Here is a 17967-nt window from a genome sequence, read left to right as displayed (position 1 = left end):
GCCCAAACCCCCAGTCATATCGTTAGATTGTTTCGATCTAGGCAGCCTCCTAAATAGAACAGGGCGCTGTGATAAAGTGGCTCGCTCGAACACGGCCCGCAGGCCGTCCATAAGATCGTTTTTCGTGAGTAGCCATGGTCGACAATCTGACGCACTTGAAACAGCTGGAGGCGGAGAGCATCCACATCATCCGCGAGGTGGCCGCCGAGTTCGACAACCCGGTGATGCTGTACTCGATCGGCAAGGATTCCGCGGTCATGCTGCACCTGGCGCGCAAGGCGTTCTTCCCGGGCAAGCTGCCGTTCCCGGTGATGCACGTCGATACCCAGTGGAAGTTCCAGGAGATGTACCGCTTCCGCGACAAGATGGTCGAAGAGATGGGCTTGGAGCTGATCACCCACGTCAACCCCGAGGGTGTGGCGCAGGGCATCAACCCGTTCACCCATGGCAGCTCCAAGCACACTGACATCATGAAGACCCAGGGCCTGAAGCAGGCACTGGACAAGCATGGCTTCGATGCTGCCTTCGGCGGCGCGCGCCGTGACGAAGAGAAGTCGCGGGCCAAGGAGCGAGTGTACTCGTTCCGTGACAGCAAGCACCGCTGGGACCCGAAGAACCAGCGCCCGGAGCTGTGGAACATCTACAACGGCAAGGTCAACAAGGGCGAGTCGATCCGCGTGTTCCCGCTGTCGAACTGGACCGAGCTGGACATCTGGCAGTACATCTACCTCGAAGGCATCCCGATCGTGCCGCTGTATTTCGCCGCCGAGCGTGAAGTGATCGAGAAGAACGGCACCCTGATCATGATCGACGACGCGCGCATCCTCGAGCACCTCAGCGAGGAAGAGAAAGCGCGCATCGTCAAGAAGAAGGTGCGTTTCCGTACCCTGGGCTGCTACCCGCTGACGGGCGCTGTCGAGTCGGAAGCCGAAACCCTGACGGACATCATTCAGGAAATGCTCCTGACCCGAACGTCCGAACGCCAGGGCCGCGTCATCGACCACGATGGCGCCGGTTCCATGGAAGACAAAAAACGCCAAGGCTACTTCTAATTTCAGGGTTCCAGCATGTCGCACCAATCTGATCTGATCAGCGAGGACATCCTCGCCTACCTGGCCCAGCACGAGCGCAAGGAACTGCTGCGTTTCCTCACCTGCGGCAACGTGGACGACGGCAAGAGCACCCTGATCGGGCGCCTGCTGCACGACTCGAAGATGATCTATGAGGACCACCTCGAGGCCATCACCCGTGATTCGAAAAAATCCGGCACCACCGGCGAGGAAGTCGACCTGGCGCTGCTGGTGGACGGCCTGCAGGCCGAGCGCGAGCAGGGCATCACCATCGATGTCGCCTACCGCTACTTCTCTACCGCCAAGCGCAAGTTCATCATCGCCGACACCCCGGGCCACGAGCAGTACACCCGCAACATGGCCACCGGCGCGTCCACCTGCGACCTGGCAATCATCCTGGTCGATGCCCGCTACGGCGTGCAGACCCAGACCCGCCGGCACAGCTACATCGCTTCCCTGCTGGGCATCAAGCACATCGTCGTCGCGGTCAACAAAATGGACCTCAAGGGTTTCGACGAGCAAGTGTTCGAGTCGATCAAGGCCGACTACCTGAAGTTCGCCGAGGGCATCGACCTCAAGCCATCGAGCCTGCACTTCGTGCCGATGTCGGCGCTCAAGGGCGACAACGTGGTCAACCGCAGCGAGCGTTCGCCGTGGTACACGGGCCCGGCACTGATGGAAATCCTCGAAACCGTTGAGATCGCGGGCGACCGCAATGTCACCGACCTGCGTTTCCCGGTGCAGTACGTCAACCGCCCGAACCTCAACTTCCGCGGCTTTGCCGGCACCATCGCCGGTGGCGTGGTGCACAAGGGCGACGAGATCGTCGTGCTGCCCTCGGGCAAGAGCAGCCGGGTCAAGTCCATCGTCACCTTCGAAGGTGAGCTGGAGAACGCCGGCCCCGGCCAGGCAGTGACCCTGACCATGGAAGACGAGATCGACATCTCCCGCGGCGACCTGCTGGTGCATGCCGACAACGTGCCGCAGGTGGCCGACCAGTTCGACGCCATGTTGGTGTGGATGGCCGAGGAGCCGATGCTCCCGGGCAAGAAGTACGACATCAAGCGCGCCACCAGCTACGTGCCGGGCTCGATTGCCAGCATCAGCCACAAGGTCGATGTGAACACCCTCGAGCAGGGCGCCGCCAGCGCGCTGCAACTGAACGAGATCGGCCGGGTCAAGGTGGCGCTGGACAGCGCCATTGCCCTGGATGGCTATGACAGCAACCGCACCACTGGCGCGTTTATCGTCATCGACCGGCTGACCAACGGTACCGTCGGCGCGGGCATGATCATCGCCCCGCCAGTACTGCCTCATGGCAGCGCCGGGCAGCACGGCAAGCTGGCCCATGTGTCCACCGAGGAACGTGCCCTGCGCTTCGGCCAGCAGCCGGCCACCGTGCTGTTCAGCGGCCTTTCCGGCGCGGGCAAGAGCACCCTGGCCTATGCCGTGGAGCGCAAGCTGTTCGACATGGGCCGTGCGGTCTATGTGCTCGATGGCCAGAACCTGCGCCACGACCTGAACAAGGGTTTGGCGCAGGACCGCGCCGGGCGCACCGAGAACTGGCGCCGCGCCGCCCATGTGGCGCGCCAGTTCAACGAAGCCGGCCTGCTGACCCTGGCCGCGTTCGTGGCCCCGGATGCCGAAGGCCGCGAACAGGCCAAGGCGCTGATCGGCAAGGAGCGTCTGGTCACTGTCTATGTGCAGGCCTCGCCACTGGCGTGCCGCGAGCGTGATCCGCAGGGGCTGTACGCCGCTGGCGGTGACAACATCCCGGGCGAGAGTTTCCCGTTCGATGTGCCGCTGGATGCCGACCTGGTGATCGATACCCAGTCGGTCAGTGTCGATGAAGGCGTGAAGCTGGTGTTGGATGTGCTGCGCCAGCGCGGCGCGATCTGAGTATCCGCGTGACCTGAGAAACCCCGCTTCGGCGGGGTTTTTTGTTTGCTTCGGTAGCGCTGGGGCTGCTTTGCAGCCCTTTCGCGGCGCAAGGCCGCTCCTACAGGCGATCGCGTTCCCCTGTAGGAGCGGCCTTGTGCCGCGAAAGGGGCGCGGAGCGCCCCCAAGATGCTAGATATGTTTCTCGGACACCGGAATCACTCGCCGCTCCTTCACCGCCTTGTACGAAAAGCTCGAATAGATCTCCTTCACCCCCGGCAAGCGCTGCAGCACCTCCCGGGTGAATTCCCCAAACGACTCCAGGTCCCGCGCCAGGATTTCCAGCAGAAAGTCATAGCGCCCGGAAATGTTGTGGCAGGCGACGATCTCGGGAATCTCCATCAGCCGTTGCTCGAACGCCAGGGCCATTTCCTTGGTGTGCGAGTCCATCATGATGCTGACGAAGGCGGTCACGCCAAAGCCCAGCGATTTGGGCGAGAGGATGGCCTGATAGCCGGTGATGTAGCCGTTGTCTTCCAGCAGCTTGACCCTTCGCCAGCAGGGCGAGGTGGTCAGGGCGACCTGATCGGCGAGTTCGGAGACGGTCAGGCGCGCATTGTCTTGCAGCGCGGCGAGCAGGGCGCGGTCGGTGCGGTCGAGTGACGAAGGCATATATTGCCCTCCTGGTTTTGTTTTTGTTGTTTTTATTTCAATAACAGCGGGAAAGCGTGGGTAACTTTGGAAAAAACCTTGCAGCCCGGTGGCATAAGCTTATAGCAAACCACAAGAGGCTGTTGCCATGCGCGACTCCAATAACAACACCGGTTTTTCCACGCGGGCCATCCACCACGGCTATGACCCGCTGTCCCATGATGGCGCGCTGGTGCCGCCGGTCTACCAGACCGCCACCTATGCCTTTCCCACCGTCGAATACGGCGCCGCCTGCTTTGCTGGCGAACAGCCCGGGCATTTCTACAGCCGTATTTCCAACCCGACCCTGGCCCTGCTGGAACAGCGCATGGCCTCGCTCGAGGGCGGCGAGGCCGGGCTGGCCCTGGCCTCGGGCATGGGCGCCATCACCGCCACGCTATGGACCTTGCTACGTCCGGGGGACGAGCTGATCGTCGGCAGCACCCTGTATGGCTGCACCTTTGCCTACCTGCATCACGGCATCGGCCAGTTCGGCGTGAACATCCGCCATGTCGACCTCAACGATATCCCGGCGCTTAAGGCGGCGATCACGCCGAAGACGCGGATGATCTACTTCGAAACCCCGGCCAATCCCAATATGCAACTGGTGGATATCGCCGCGGTGGTGGGCGCCACCCGTGGCCATGACCTGAGCATCGTGGTCGACAACACCTATTGCACGCCCTACCTGCAACGTCCGCTGGAGCTGGGCGTGGATCTGGTGGTGCACTCAGCCACCAAGTACCTCTCTGGCCATGGCGATATCACCGCCGGCCTGGTAGTCGGGCGCCAGGCGCTGGTCGAGCGGATTCGCCTGGAAGGGCTCAAGGACATGACCGGTGCGGTGCTCTCGCCGCATGACGCCGCCTTGCTGATGCGCGGTATCAAGACCCTGGCTCTGCGCATGGATCGCCATTGCGCCAATGCCCGGCAGGTCGCCGAGTACCTGGAGCGCCAACCGCAGGTGGAACTGTTGCACTACCCAGGCCTGCCGTCGTTCCCGCAGTACGCGTTGGCCCAACGGCAAATGCGCCTGCCGGGCGGGATGATCGCCTTCGAACTCAAGGGTGGCATAGAGGCGGGGCGCCGCTTCATGAACGCCTTGCAACTGTTCAGTCGGGCGGTGAGCCTGGGCGATGCCGAGTCGCTGGCCCAGCATCCGGCGAGCATGACCCATTCCAGCTATACCCAGGCAGAGCGCGCCGAGCATGGCATATCGGAAGGGTTGGTACGTCTTTCGGTGGGCCTGGAGGATATCGACGACTTGCTGGCCGACATTGCCCAGGCCTTGAAGGCCTGCGCCTGAACCGCCACGGACGAGGCCTGAGCGATGGTAGCGATGATGAATCCGAACGAGCCGCTGACGGCCCTGGACGACGCCCTGGATAGTGACCCCGGCGAAACGGCCGAGTGGTGCCAGGCGCTGGAATCGACCTTGATCCACTGCGGGCCGAAGCGCGCGCGGTATCTGTTGCAGCGTTTGCAGGCTCACGCGCTGGAACTGGGGTTGGAGCGCGAGGCCCAGGCCTTTTCGGCTTACCGCAACACCTTGTCGGTGGAGCAGCAGGGCACCTACCCCGGCGACCTGGAGCTGGACGAGCGCATTACTGGCATCCTGCGCTGGAACGCCCTGGCCATGGTGGTGCGGGCCAACCACGCCTATGGCGACCTGGGCGGGCACATCGCCAGCTATGCCTCGGCGGCGGAGATCTTCGAGGTCGGCTTCCAGCATTTCTTCCGCGGCGAGGGCGACGGGCCGGGCCGCAGCGCCGACCTGGTGTTCTTCCAGCCGCACTCGGCGCCAGGCGTTTATGCCCGGGCGTTTCTCGAAGGGCGCCTGAGTGAGCAGCAATTGGCCAATTACCGCCAGGAAGTCGCTGGCAGCGGCCTGTGCTCTTATCCACACCCTTGGTTGATGCCCGACTTCTGGCAGTTCCCTACCGGCTCCATGGGCATCGGCCCGCTCAATGCGATCTACCAGGCGCGCTTCATGCGCTACCTGCAGCACCGTGGCCTGCTCGATACCTCGCAGCGGCATGTGTGGGGCGTGTTCGGCGACGGCGAGATGGACGAGCCGGAATCCATCGCCGGCCTGACCCTGGCCGCTCGCGAACAGCTGGACAACCTGACCTTCATCGTCAATTGCAACCTGCAGCGGCTGGATGGCCCGGTGCGCGGCAATGGCCAGATCATCCAGGAACTGGAGGCGCTGTTCAGTGGCGCCGGCTGGAACGTGATCAAGGTGCTGTGGGGCTCGGAATGGGACCCGCTGTTCGCCCGTGACCGCGAGCATGCGCTGCTGCGTCAGCTGGCTGCGACCCCGGACGGCCAGTTCCAGACCCTCGGTGCCAAGGACGGCAGCTACAACCTCGAGCATTTCTTCAAGCAGAACCCAGCCTTGCAGCGGCTGGTGGCGCATATGAGCACCGATGAGATCAACGCGCTCAAGCGCGGCGGCCATGATTTTCGCAAGTTGCACGCCGCCTATGCCGCCGCCAAGGCGTGCAAGGGCCGGCCGACGGTGATCCTGGCCAAGACCAAGAAGGGCTACGGCATGAGCAGTGCCGGTGAATCGCGGATGACCGCGCACCAGGCCAAGAAACTGGACGTGCAGGCGTTGCTGGCGTTCCGCGATCGTTTTCGCCTGCCGCTGTCGGACCAGGCGGTGGAGCAGTTGCAGTTCTATCGCCCGGCCGAGGACAGCCCGGAGATGCGTTACTTGCGCCAGCGTCGGGCAGCCCTGGGTGGCCCGCTGCCAAAGCGGCGCGCCGACTGCATGACACTGCCGTTGCCGGATCTGCATGCCTTCGCCGGCTTTGCCTTGCACGCCTACGGCAAGGAAATGTCCACCACCATGGCCGCCGTGCGCCTGCTGGGCAACTGGTTGAAGGTACCGGGCCTGGGGCCGCGGGTAGTGCCGATCGTTGCCGACGAGGCGCGCACCTTCGGCATGGCCAGCCTGTTCCGCCAGATCGGTATCTATGCGCCTCAAGGGCAGCGCTACGAGCCCGAGGATGCCGGCTCGCTGCTGTCCTACAGGGAAGCACGCGATGGCCAACTGCTGGAGGAGGGCATCACCGAGGCCGGGGCGCTGTCGTCATGGATCGCGGCCGCCACGGCCTACGCGGTGCATGGCGAGCCGATGTTGCCGGTGTACATCTATTACTCGATGTTCGGTTTCCAGCGGGTCGGCGATCTGATCTGGGCCGCCGCCGACCAGCGTGCCCGCGGGCTGTTGCTGGGCGCCACCGCCGGGCGCACCACCCTGGGTGGGGAAGGGCTGCAGCACCAGGATGGCTCGAGCCTGGTAATGGCCGCGATGGTACCCAACTGTCGTGCCTGGGACCCGTGCTTCGCCGGCGAACTGGCAGTGATCCTCGACCATGCCGCACGGCGCATGCTGGTGGAGCAGCGCGACGAATTCCACTATGTGGCAGTGATGAACGAAAACTATCCACAGCCATCGTTGCCCGATGGCGCGCGGGAGGCCGTGTTGCGTGGCATGTATCTGTACACCCGGCAGCAGGCGCGGAGCCCGCTCGGCCAGGTGCGTTTGTTGGGCTCGGGCACGATCTTGCGTGAGGTGATCGCGGCGGGCGAGTTGCTGGCGAACGACTGGCAGGTCGATTGCGAGGTGTTCAGCGTCACCAGTTTCAGCGAACTGGCGCGCGACGCCCGGGATGCGCGACGGGTGGCGCTGGCTGGCGGCGAGGAGGATTGCCATCTGCGTGGCTGCCTGCCCGGCGATGCGCCGGTGATCGCGGCGAGCGACTATGTGCGCGCCTGGCCGCAATTGATCGCCGAATATGTGCAAGCGCCGTTCATGTCCTTGGGGACCGATGGTTTTGGGCGCAGCGATACGCGTCAGCAACTACGGCGGTTCTTCGAGGTCGACCGGCATGCCGTGGTGATGGCGGCGCTGTACAGCCTGGTTCGCCAGGCGCGCCTGGCGCCGCAGGTGCTGGCCGATGCCCGGGCGCGCTACAACCTGGAGGACACCGTCGCGCCTTGGTACCTATAGGCGCCGGCGTAGCCGGTGCCAGGCGGGTACAAAAAAGGCCTCTTGCGAGGCCTTTTGTTTAACGCTTGAGCCCGTAGCTCTCGTCGAGCATGCCCGGCGAGTTCGGCGCTTTTGGCGCATAGTCGCGTGGCACTTCGGCGGTGTCCTTGGGCGGCGTCAGGCGGTCGCGCGGACCTTGCGCGGCTTCCGAGTGCAGCGCGGCCAGCAGGCGCTGGCGGGTCAGTTCGTCGAGGGCCAGGCGGTTGGCGCCATCGGCCAGGTGATCTTGCACGTCCTGGTAGCTCTGGGTCAGCTTCTTGACCAGCGAAGCGGTACTGTTGAAGTGGGTCACCACTTCGTTCTGGTAATTGTCGAAACGCTGCTGGATGTCATCCAGCTGGCGTTGGGTGTTGCTCGGCGCCGCGTTGGGCAACAGGCGGGCCAGCGCGAAACCTGCGACGACACCGATGACCAGGGCCAGGGTCGGCAGCAACCAAACAAGGAGCGAGTGTTCCACGAGTCCTTCCTCTATAAACGGCTTTGCTTTACGTTAACGGCTCAGACCTGCGCTGTATACCGCGAGCATTCGCAAATCAGAACAGAATTCCTTTGCTAGACGAGTCGACCCTTCCCGAGGTCACGGAGTAGTGCCTTGCTTATCCGCGAAACACCCTTGTTCATCGATGGCCCGTGCGGTCAGCTGGAAGCCTTGTACCTGGACGTGGCCGACGCCCGCGGCGCGGTGCTGATCTGCCACCCCAACCCGGTCCAGGGCGGGACCATGCTCAACAAGGTGGTCTCGACCCTGCAACGCACGGCCCGTGACGCCGGTTACGTGACCCTGCGCTTCAACTACCGGGGCGTCGGCCAGAGCGCTGGCAGCCATGACATGGGCGCCGGCGAGGTAGACGACGCCGAAGTCGTGGCGACCTGGCTGCGCGAAAAGCATCCCCAACTGCCCCTGGTGCTGATGGGGTTCTCCTTCGGCGGTTTCGTCGCTACCAGCCTGGCTGGGCGCCTGGAGGCCAAGGGCGTCGAATTGCAACAACTGTTCATGATCGCCCCGGCAGTGATGCGCCTGACCGAGCAGTTCCCTCTGCCCGAGCGTGTCAAGCTCACTATCATCCAGCCGGACAGCGACGAAGTGGTCGTCCCGCAACTGGTCTACGACTGGTCCGACGCCCTGTCGCGCCCCCATGAGCTGCTGAAAGTGGCAGAATGCGGACACTTCTTCCATGGCAAGCTGACCGATCTGAAGGATCTGCTGCTGCCGCGCCTTTCGAACTGAGCCAAGCCTGAATAAGCGAACACCCATGACCACGCGCATTCTCACCGGTATCACCACCACCGGCACCCCGCACCTGGGCAACTACGCCGGCGCCATCCGCCCGGCCATCCTCGCCAGCCAGCAGCCCGGTGCCGACTCGTTCTACTTCCTGGCCGACTACCACGCCCTGATCAAGTGCGACGACCCGCTGCGCATCCAGCGCTCGCGCCTGGAAATCGCCGCCACCTGGCTGGCCGGCGGCCTGGACCCGGACAAGGTGACCTTCTACCGTCAGTCCGACATCCCCGAGATCCCCGAACTCACCTGGCTGCTGACCTGCGTCGCGGCCAAGGGCCTGCTCAACCGTGCCCACGCCTACAAGGCCTCGGTGGACAAGAACGTCGAGGCCGGCGAAGACCCGGACGCCGGCGTGAGCATGGGCCTGTTCAGCTACCCGGTGCTGATGGCCGCCGACATCCTGATGTTCAACGCGCACAAGGTGCCGGTCGGCCGCGACCAGATCCAGCACGTGGAAATGGCCCGCGATATCGGCCAGCGTTTCAATCATCTGTTCGGCCAGGGCAAGGACTTCTTCGCCCTGCCCGAGGCGGTGATCGAGGAGAGCGTGGCCACGCTCCCGGGCCTGGACGGTCGCAAGATGTCCAAGAGCTATGACAACACCATTCCGCTGTTCACCAGCGCCAAGGACATGAAGGATGCGATCTCGCGCATCGTCACCGACTCCAAGGCCCCGGGCGAGGCCAAGGATCCGGACAATTCGCACCTGTTCACCCTGTTCCAGGCGTTCTCGACGCCGGCGCAGTCCGCCGCGTTCCGCGACGAGCTGCTGCAAGGGCTGGGCTGGGGCGAGGCCAAGCAGCGCCTGTTCCAGTTGCTCGACGGCCAGCTGGCCGAGAAGCGCGAGCACTATCACCAGCTGATCTCGCGCCCGTCGGACCTCGAGGACATCCTCCTGGCAGGCGCCGCCAAGGCCCGCAAGATCGCCACGCCGTTCCTCGAGCAACTGCGCGAGGCGGTGGGCCTGCGTTCGTTCCGCACGGCCGTGCAGGCCAGCGCTGAAGTGAAGAAGAAGGCCGCCAAGAGCGCGCGCTTCGTCAGCTTCCGCGATGAGGACGGCAGCTTCCGCTTCCGCCTGCTGGCCGCCGATGGCGAGCAACTGCTGCTGTCGCGCAGCTTCGCCGATGGCAAGAGCGCGGGGGCGGTGAGCAAGCAGTTGCAGCAAGGTGGTGAAGCGGATGTGCGTGTCGAAGGCCTGGGCTTCAGCCTGTGGCTGGCGGGTGAGCAGGTTGCCGAGGGGCCGCAGTTCGAGGCCGCCGAGGCCCGCGACGCGGCCATCGCGAGCCTGCGCGAGGCCCTGGCGCCCCAGCAGGACTGAGCGCCCACCCTGTAGGAGCGGCCTTGTGTCGCGAAAGGGCTGCGTAGCAGCCCTGGCAATTGATGCGTAAACGCTGAAATTCTGGGGCCGCTTCGCGGCCCTTTCGCGACACAAGGCCGCTCCTACAGGGGGCGTGGTGCGCATATTCATTGCAGGTAATGAGGCAAGTGGTCGCATGTATCATTGCCATCAGGCGGGCCGGTCGCTACAGTGACGGCCCGTTTTTTGTTGCCTCGCTAACGAAATCATGACTCCTCTAGAACGCTATCAAGCAGATCTGAAACGTCCCGACTTCTTCCATGACGCGGCGCAGGAAACTGCGGTGCGTCACCTGCAGCGCCTGTACGACGACCTGGTACACGCGCAGAACAACAAGCCGGGCATGTTCGGCAAGCTGTTCGGCAAGAAGGAACAGACGCCGGTCAAGGGCCTGTACTTCTGGGGCGGGGTAGGGCGAGGCAAGACCTACCTGGTCGATACCTTCTATGAAGCGCTGCCGTTCAAGCAGAAGATGCGCACGCACTTCCACCGCTTCATGAAGCGCGTCCACGAGGAGATGAAGACCCTCAAGGGCGAGAAGAACCCGCTGACCATCATCGCCAAGCGCTTCAGCGACGAAGCCAAGGTGATCTGTTTCGACGAGTTCTTCGTTTCCGATATCACCGATGCCATGATCCTCGGCACCCTGATGGAAGAGCTGTTCAAGAACGGCGTCTCGTTGGTGGCGACCTCCAACATCGTGCCGGACGGTCTGTACAAGGACGGCCTGCAGCGTGCGCGCTTCCTGCCAGCCATTGCCATGATCAAGCAGTACACCGACGTGGTGAACGTCGACAGTGGCGTGGACTATCGCCTGCGCCACCTGGAGCAGGCCGAGCTGTTCCACTTCCCGCTCAACGAGGCGGCGCACGAAAGCATGCGTGCCAGCTTCAAGGCGCTGACCCCCGAGTGCACCCAGGCCGTCGACAACGACGTGCTGATGATCGAGAACCGTCCGATCCACGCCCTGCGCACCTGCGACGATGTCGCCTGGTTCGACTTCCGCGCCCTGTGCGATGGGCCGCGCAGCCAGAACGACTACATCGAGCTGGGCAAGATCTTCCACGCCGTGTTGCTGAGCAACGTCGAGCAGATGGGCGTGACCACCGACGACATCGCCCGGCGCTTCATCAACATGGTCGACGAGTTCTACGACCGCAACGTGAAGCTGATCATCTCGGCCGAGGTGGAGCTCAAGGACCTGTACACCGGCGGGCGCCTGAGCTTCGAGTTCCAGCGCACGCTCAGCCGTCTGCTGGAGATGCAGTCCCACGAGTTCCTGTCGCGGGCGCATAAGCCGTAAGCTTTCGAAAACTGACGCGATCGTCGTCGGAGCCGGCTTTGCCGGCGAACACCGGCGCAGCCGGTGCCATGCACCGCGGTGCATGGTTCGCCAGCAAGGTTGGCTCCTACTGGTTTGCGCGGTGACGCATCTCAAGCCTCCTGCATGAACTGCTGCCGATACTGGTTCGGCGACAACTCCGTGTGCTGGCGGAACAACCGGGCGAAGAAGCTCGCATCGTCGTAACCCACCTCGTAGCTGATGGTCTTGATGCTCTTGCGTGTGCTCGACAACAAGCCCTTGGCGGTCTCGATGCGCAGGCGCTGCAAATAGTGCAGCGGCTTGTCGCCGGTGGCGCTCTGGAACCTGCGCATGAAGTTGCGGATGCTCATGCCGTGGTTGCGCGCCACGTCCTCGAAGCGGAACTTGTCGGCGAAGTGCTCCTCGAGCCAGTGCTGGATCTGCAGGATGATCAGGTCCTGGTGCAGCTTCTGGCCGCCGAAGCCCATGCGCCCGGGCGTGTAGCTGCGCTGTACTTCATAGAGGATGTCGCGGGCCACCGCCCGGGCGACGTTCGCCCCGCAGAAACGCTCGATCAGGTAGATGTACAGGTCGCAGGCCGAGGTGGTGCCGCCGGCGCAGTACAGGTTGTCGGCGTCGGTCAGGTGCTTGTCCTGGTTGAGGCGGATCTTCGGGTAGCGCTCGGCGAAGCTGGCGAAGAAGCGCCAGTAGGTGGTCGCCTCCTTGCCGTCGAGCAGGCCCGACTCGGCCAGCCACAATACCCCGCTGGCCTCGGCGCACAGCACCGCGCCACGGGCGTGCTGCTCGCGCAGCCAGGGCAGTACCTGCGGGTAGCGTTGCAGGAGGTTGTCGAAGTCGTCCCAGAACGCCGGGAGAATGATCACGTCGGCATCGTCCAGGCCACCGTCGACCGGTAGCTGCACGTTGCTGAAACTGTCCACGGGCAGGCCGTCCGGGCTCACCAGGCCGATCTCGAACATCGGCTGCAGGCCCAGGCCCAGCTGCTTGCTGTAGCGCAGGCTGGCCAGGTGGAAGAAATCCTTGGCCTGCATCAGTGTCGAGGCGAACACTTTATCAATGGCCAGGATGCTGACGCGCCGCAAGGACGCGGAGGGTTGGGTAAACATCATTGTCATTGTTCTTATAGGGTAGAGTGGTCAATCACCGGCTGGATCGTCTTATTTTTTGGCGATTGTGTCTACCCCGTATTCCCCATCGCCGGACAAGCCCGCTCCCACGTCCGTGCAGGAGCGGGGCTCGGCTCAGGGCGCGGGGTTCGGCTGCTCTTGATGCAGGGCCTCGATCGCCGCCAGCAGTTCGTCGCCCAGGTTCAGCGCCTGGCTGTCGATATTGCTCTGCAGCTGCTCGATGCTGGTCGCGCCGATGATGTTGCTGGTGACGAAGGGCTGGCGGGTGACGAACGCCAGGGCCATCTGCGCCGGGTCCAGCCCGTGCTCGCGGGCCAGTTGCACATAGCGACTGCAGGCTGCCACGGTCTGTGGGTTGGAGTAGCGGGCGAAGCGGCTGAACAGGGTCAGGCGGCCGTGCGCCGGACGGGCGCCGTTTTCGTACTTGCCCGACAGCATGCCGAAGGCCAGCGGCGAATAAGCCAGCAGCCCGCACTGTTCACGAATCGCCACCTCGGCCAAGCCCACTTCGAAGCTGCGGTTGAGCAGGTTGTAGGGGTTCTGGATCGACACCGCGCGTGGCCAGCCGCGGGTTTCGGCCAGGTGCAGGAACTTCATCGTGCCCCACGGGGTTTCGTTGGACAGGCCGATATGACGGATCTTGCCGGCGCGCACCTGTTCGTCGAGCACCTCCAGGGTTTCTTCCAGCGGCGTGAACAGGTCGTGGGGCAGGTGCTGGTAGCCGAGCTTGCCGAAGAAGTTGGTGCTGCGCTCGGGCCAGTGCAGCTGGTACAGGTCGATACGGTCGGTCTGCAGGCGCTTCAGGCTTTCCTCCAGCGCCGCGACGATGTGCTGGCGATTGTGCTTGAGCTGGCCGTCGCGGATATGGCTGATGCCGTTGCCGGGGCCGGCGACCTTGCTGGCCAGGAACCAGTCGTCGCGGTCGCCGTTGGCGGCGAACCAGTTGCCGATGATGTGTTCGGTGGCGGCGTAGGTTTCCGGGCGTGGCGGCACCGGGTACATCTCGGCGGTGTCGATGAAGTTGATGCCGGCGGCCTTGGCCAGCTTGATCTGGGCGAAGGCCTGTTCCTGGGTGTTCTGCTCGCCCCAGGTCATGGTCCCCAGGCACAGGGCGCTGACATTGAGGTCGGTACGGCCGAGCTTGCGGTATTCCATCAAAAAATCGCTCCAGGCAAAGAAGCCATAAAAGCAGGTTGAAATTTCTTGTGCAATCTGGATAATTCTGCAGCTCTTCGCGTGGCGGAAGTGATGCACCACCATGACTGAAGAACCTTTGTCGAACATTGGCGTGCCCGACCCGAGCCCCCAAAAGCGTCAGCGTTCGGCTGCGCGCTTGCCCTTGGCAAGCTGTGCACTATCCAGTAAGATTCGCCGTCTATTTTTCGCTGGGCGGCCTCTGAGGCTTTAGAGAATGAAAACTTTTACTGCTAAACCGGAAACAGTAAAGCGCGAGTGGTTCGTAGTCGACGCCGCTGGTCAGACCCTGGGTCGTCTGGCTACCGAAATCGCTAGCCGCCTGCGTGGCAAGCACAAGCCAGAATACACCCCTCACGTTGACACCGGCGACTACATCGTCGTCATCAACGCCGAGCAAATCCGTGTGACTGGTGCCAAGTCTTCCGACAAGATGTACTACTCCCACTCCGGCTTCCCGGGCGGTATCAAGGAAATCAACTTCGAGAAGTTGATCGCCAAGGCCCCTGAGCGTGTCATCGAAACCGCGGTCAAAGGTATGCTGCCGAAGAACCCGCTGGGTCGCGACATGTACCGCAAGCTGAAAGTGTACGCGGGTGCTGCTCACCCACACACTGCTCAGCAGCCTCAAGAACTGAAGATCTAACGGGATAGTTCATTATGTCGGCGACTCAAAACTACGGCACTGGCCGTCGCAAGACCGCAACCGCTCGCGTTTTCCTGCGTCCTGGTACCGGTAACATCTCCATCAACAACCGTTCCCTGGACGTGTTCTTCGGCCGCGAAACCGCTCGCATGGTTGTTCGCCAGCCGCTGGAACTGACCGAGACCGTTGAGAAGTTCGACATCTACGTCACCGTTTCCGGTGGTGGTGTCAGCGGTCAGGCCGGTGCGATCCGTCACGGTATCACCCGCGCCCTGATGGAATACGACGAAACCCTGCGTGGCGCTCTGCGTCGTGCTGGCTACGTCACCCGCGACGCTCGTGAAGTCGAGCGTAAGAAAGTGGGTCTGCGTAAAGCGCGTAAGCGTCCTCAGTACTCCAAGCGTTAATACCGCTTCGGCAGTCGAAAAAAGCCCGGTTCCAGTTTGGAACCGGGCTTTTTTTATGTCTTGAACTACCCTCTTTGCTAGTCCGTGGCCGTTTGTCGCATAGACGCAGATCAAGCAAAGCGAGGGTTGTGGCCCGACGAGCGGGTAATCACCTTGTCAGCGTGTGGATTTGTTCCTTACCATTGCGGCCAATTTTTAGTGCCACAGACGTACCTAAGTAGATGCCTGTTCAAAACAGGCCAAGCAAGCTGATGGGAGAGGACTGAATGAGCAATGACGGCGTCAACGCAGGCCGGCGCCGCTTCCTCGTAGCCGCGACATCCGTGGTCGGGGCAGCGGGGGCAGTGGGGGCAGCGGTACCGTTCGTGGGGTCATGGTTTCCCAGTGCCAAGGCGAAAGCCGCAGGGGCACCGGTGAAGGTCAATATCGCCAAGGTCGAGCCCGGTCAGCAGATGGTAGCTGAGTGGCGCGGGCAACCTGTATTCATCGTGCGGCGAACGGAGGAGATCCTCGGCAATCTGAAAAAGATCACCGGCGAGCTGTCCGACCCGGAATCCAAAGCGTCGGTGCAACCGACCTACGTTGACCCGCAAGTCCGCTCGATCAAGCCGGAGATCCTCATCCTGGTCGGCCTGTGCACCCACCTGGGCTGCTCGCCGACGTTCCGTCCGGAAGTCGCGCCTGCCGACCTGGGGCCGAAATGGGTGGGTGGCTACTTCTGCCCTTGCCACGGCTCGCACTACGACCTCGCCGGCCGCGTCTACAAGTCCCAACCGGCGCCTCTCAACCTGCCAGTGCCACCGCACTCGTACGAGTCGGACGACATCATCGTCATCGGCGTCGATCAGGAGAACGCATGATGAGCAAGTTCATGGAGTGGATCGATGCGCGCTTCCCCGCGACCAAGATGTGGGAAGACCATCTGAGCAAGTATTACGCGCCCAAGAACTTCAACTTCCTGTACTTCTTCGGCTCCCTGGCACTACTGGTGCTGGTCAACCAGATCGTCACCGGCGTTTGGCTGACCATGAGTTTCACCCCCTCGGCGGAAGAGGCCTTCGCCTCGGTCGAGTACATCATGCGCGACGTCGAGTACGGCTGGATCCTGCGCTACCTGCACTCCACCGGCGCCTCGGCGTTCTTCATCGTGGTCTACCTGCACATGTTCCGCGGCCTGCTCTACGGCTCCTACCAGAAGCCCCGCGAGCTGGTCTGGCTGTTCGGCATGCTGATCTACCTGGCGCTGATGGCCGAGGCCTTCATGGGCTACCTGCTGCCATGGGGCCAGATGTCGTACTGGGGTGCCCAGGTGATCATCTCGCTGTTCGGCGCGATCCCGGTGATCGGTGACGACCTGACCCAGTGGATCCGTGGTGACTACCTGATCTCCGGCATCACCCTGAACCGCTTCTTCGCCTTGCACGTGGTGGCCCTGCCGATCGTCATCCTCGGCCTGGTGGTGCTGCATATCCTGGCCTTGCACGAAGTGGGGTCGAACAACCCCGATGGCGTGGACATCAAGAAGAAAAAGGACGAGAACGGCATTCCGCTGGATGGCATTCCGTTCCACCCGTACTACACCGTGAAGGATATCGCCGGTGTGGTGGTGTTCCTCTTCGTGTTCTGCGCCGTGGTGTTCTTCTTCCCGGAAATGGGTGGGTATTTCCTGGAAAAACCGAACTTCGAACAGGCCAACGCCTTCAAGACGCCTGAGCACATCGCCCCGGTGTGGTACTTCACGCCGTTCTACGCGATCCTGCGCGCGGTGCCCGACAAGCTGTTCGGGGTCATCGCCATGGGCGCCGCCATCGCCGTGCTGTTCGTGTTGCCCTGGCTCGACCGCAGTCCCGTGCGTTCCATGCGCTACAAGGGTTGGCTGAGCAAGATCTGGTTGCTGGTGTTCTGCGTGTCGTTCGTCATCCTTGGCGTGCTGGGCGTACTGGCGCCAACCCCGGGGCGTACCTTGCTGTCGCAGGTGTGCACGGTGTTGTACTTCGCCTACTTCCTGCTGATGCCGTTCTACACAAGGCTTGAGAAGACCAAACCGGTTCCGGAAAGGGTGACTGGCTGATGAAAAAGTTGATTGCAGTATGCTTGCTGGCACTGATGCCTAGCCTGTCGTTCGCCGCCGAACATGGCCTGGAGCTGGACAAGGTCGACATCGACCTGACCGACAAGGCCGCGATGCAGGACGGCGCGCGCACCTTCGCCAACTATTGCATGGGTTGCCACAGCGCCAAGTTCCAGCGCTACGAGCGCGTGGCCGACGACCTGGGGATTCCCCACGAACTGATGCTCGACAACCTGGTGTTCACTGGCGCCAAGATTGGCGACCACATGAAGATCGGCATGCAACCCAACGACGCCAAGACCTGGTTCGGCGCGGCGCCGCCCGACCTGACCCTGGTCGCCCGGGTGCGTGGCAACGACTGGCTGTACACCTACCTGCGCAGCTTCTATGAAGACAAGGCGCGGCCATACGGGGTGAACAACAAGGTCTTCCCCAACGTTGGCATGCCCAACGTGCTGGTGGGCCTGCAGGGCAATCAGGTGATCGGTTGCAAGCAGGTGCAGAGCGTGGTCGATGGCAAGAAGCAATTCGACCCGCTCACCGGTAGCCCGCTGACCCATGAGGCATGCGACCAGCTGACCGTGGAAGAGAAATCCGGTACCCTGACCGCCGAGCAGTTCGACGAGAAGGTCAAGAACCTGGTGACCTTCCTGGCCTATTCGGCCAACCCGGTCAAACTGGAAAGCCAGCGCATTGGTACCTATGTATTGCTGTACCTGGCTTTCTTCTTCGTGTTCGCCTACTTGCTCAAGCGCGAATACTGGAAGGACGTGCACTGATCACGCAGTAGTTTCTGGTAGTTGAACGCGCCCGGGGGGGGGGGGGGGGGGGGGGGGGGGGGGGGGGGGGGGGGGGGGG

Annotated in this window: 16 protein-coding genes; 12 read left to right on the top strand and 4 right to left on the bottom strand. The window is 62.9% G+C overall.

Features of this window, described 5'->3' with window-relative positions:
* Positions 1 to 134: 134 nt before the first annotated feature.
* Both cysD and cysN read left to right on the top strand, forming a co-directional pair.
* Entirely contained in the window at positions 135 to 1052 is a 918-nt protein-coding gene (cysD, locus tag ACODS5_RS08305; protein ID WP_134691113.1) for a sulfate adenylyltransferase subunit CysD, read from the top strand.
* A 15-nt stretch (positions 1053 to 1067) separates the two neighbouring features.
* Entirely contained in the window at positions 1068 to 2969 is a 1902-nt protein-coding gene (cysN, locus tag ACODS5_RS08300) for a sulfate adenylyltransferase subunit CysN (RefSeq protein WP_134691112.1), read from the top strand.
* A gap of 171 nt (positions 2970 to 3140) precedes the next feature.
* On the opposite strand, the gene ACODS5_RS08295 is transcribed toward cysN, so the two are convergent.
* On the bottom strand, positions 3141 to 3620 hold the full coding sequence (locus ACODS5_RS08295) for an Lrp/AsnC family transcriptional regulator (protein ID WP_134691108.1): 480 nt from the start codon (positions 3618 to 3620) through the stop codon (positions 3141 to 3143).
* Between the two features lie 127 nt (positions 3621 to 3747).
* Between ACODS5_RS08295 and ACODS5_RS08290 the strand changes: the two genes are divergently transcribed.
* Both ACODS5_RS08290 and mdeB read left to right on the top strand, forming a co-directional pair.
* Positions 3748 to 4944 carry a methionine gamma-lyase gene (locus tag ACODS5_RS08290; protein ID WP_134691106.1) on the top strand — a complete coding sequence of 399 codons (1197 nt, stop codon included), beginning with the start codon at positions 3748 to 3750 and terminating at the stop codon, positions 4942 to 4944.
* A 33-nt stretch (positions 4945 to 4977) separates the two neighbouring features.
* The gene (mdeB, locus tag ACODS5_RS08285) at positions 4978 to 7659 is read left to right on the top strand and encodes an alpha-ketoglutarate dehydrogenase (RefSeq protein ID WP_489108379.1); all 2682 of its coding nucleotides are present in this window, start codon (positions 4978 to 4980) and stop codon (positions 7657 to 7659) included.
* Positions 7660 to 7717: 58 nt separating this feature from the next.
* Here the strand turns inward: mdeB and ACODS5_RS08280 are convergent, their stop codons facing one another.
* Positions 7718 to 8155: a Z-ring associated ZapG family protein gene (locus ACODS5_RS08280; protein WP_134691102.1), complete on the bottom strand. Its 438-nt coding sequence runs from the start codon at positions 8153 to 8155 to the stop codon at positions 7718 to 7720.
* 135 nt (positions 8156 to 8290) lie between these two features.
* Between ACODS5_RS08280 and ACODS5_RS08275 the strand changes: the two genes are divergently transcribed.
* From ACODS5_RS08275 to zapE, 3 genes are all read left to right on the top strand, one after another.
* Entirely contained in the window at positions 8291 to 8926 is a 636-nt protein-coding gene (locus tag ACODS5_RS08275) for an alpha/beta hydrolase (RefSeq protein ID WP_134691101.1), read from the top strand.
* Between the two features lie 25 nt (positions 8927 to 8951).
* The gene (locus ACODS5_RS08270) at positions 8952 to 10301 is read left to right on the top strand and encodes a tryptophan--tRNA ligase (protein WP_489108378.1); all 1350 of its coding nucleotides are present in this window, start codon (positions 8952 to 8954) and stop codon (positions 10299 to 10301) included.
* Between the two features lie 247 nt (positions 10302 to 10548).
* Positions 10549 to 11643, top strand: coding sequence for a cell division protein ZapE (zapE, locus tag ACODS5_RS08265; protein WP_134691097.1), 1095 nt, complete (start codon positions 10549 to 10551; stop codon positions 11641 to 11643).
* 131 nt (positions 11644 to 11774) lie between these two features.
* On the opposite strand, the gene ACODS5_RS08260 is transcribed toward zapE, so the two are convergent.
* Positions 11775 to 12671: a GlxA family transcriptional regulator gene (locus tag ACODS5_RS08260; RefSeq protein WP_167659464.1), complete on the bottom strand. Its 897-nt coding sequence runs from the start codon at positions 12669 to 12671 to the stop codon at positions 11775 to 11777.
* Between the two features lie 234 nt (positions 12672 to 12905).
* Positions 12906 to 13946, bottom strand: coding sequence for an NADP(H)-dependent aldo-keto reductase (locus tag ACODS5_RS08255; RefSeq protein ID WP_489108377.1), 1041 nt, complete (start codon positions 13944 to 13946; stop codon positions 12906 to 12908).
* Between the two features lie 256 nt (positions 13947 to 14202).
* On the opposite strand from ACODS5_RS08255, the gene rplM reads away from it, so the two are divergent.
* From rplM to ACODS5_RS08230, 5 genes are all read left to right on the top strand, one after another.
* On the top strand, positions 14203 to 14631 hold the full coding sequence (gene rplM / locus ACODS5_RS08250; protein WP_008097538.1) for a 50S ribosomal protein L13: 429 nt from the start codon (positions 14203 to 14205) through the stop codon (positions 14629 to 14631).
* 14 nt (positions 14632 to 14645) lie between these two features.
* Entirely contained in the window at positions 14646 to 15038 is a 393-nt protein-coding gene (gene rpsI / locus ACODS5_RS08245) for a 30S ribosomal protein S9 (RefSeq protein ID WP_003260797.1), read from the top strand.
* Between the two features lie 266 nt (positions 15039 to 15304).
* Positions 15305 to 15898 carry a ubiquinol-cytochrome c reductase iron-sulfur subunit gene (gene petA, locus ACODS5_RS08240; RefSeq protein ID WP_134691091.1) on the top strand — a complete coding sequence of 198 codons (594 nt, stop codon included), beginning with the start codon at positions 15305 to 15307 and terminating at the stop codon, positions 15896 to 15898.
* Positions 15898 to 17109, top strand: a complete 1212-nt coding sequence (locus ACODS5_RS08235) for a cytochrome b (RefSeq protein WP_046857021.1) — start codon at positions 15898 to 15900, stop codon at positions 17107 to 17109. Before petA ends, ACODS5_RS08235 begins: the two co-directional genes overlap by 1 nt.
* Positions 17109 to 17888: a cytochrome c1 gene (locus ACODS5_RS08230; protein WP_134691089.1), complete on the top strand. Its 780-nt coding sequence runs from the start codon at positions 17109 to 17111 to the stop codon at positions 17886 to 17888. The genes ACODS5_RS08235 and ACODS5_RS08230 overlap by 1 nt, the downstream gene beginning before the upstream one ends.
* Positions 17889 to 17967: the final 79 nt, after the last annotated feature.

The sequence above is a fragment of the Pseudomonas sp. FG47 genome (assembly GCF_057809115.1).
This window is presented reverse-complemented; position numbering and strand designations above follow the sequence as displayed.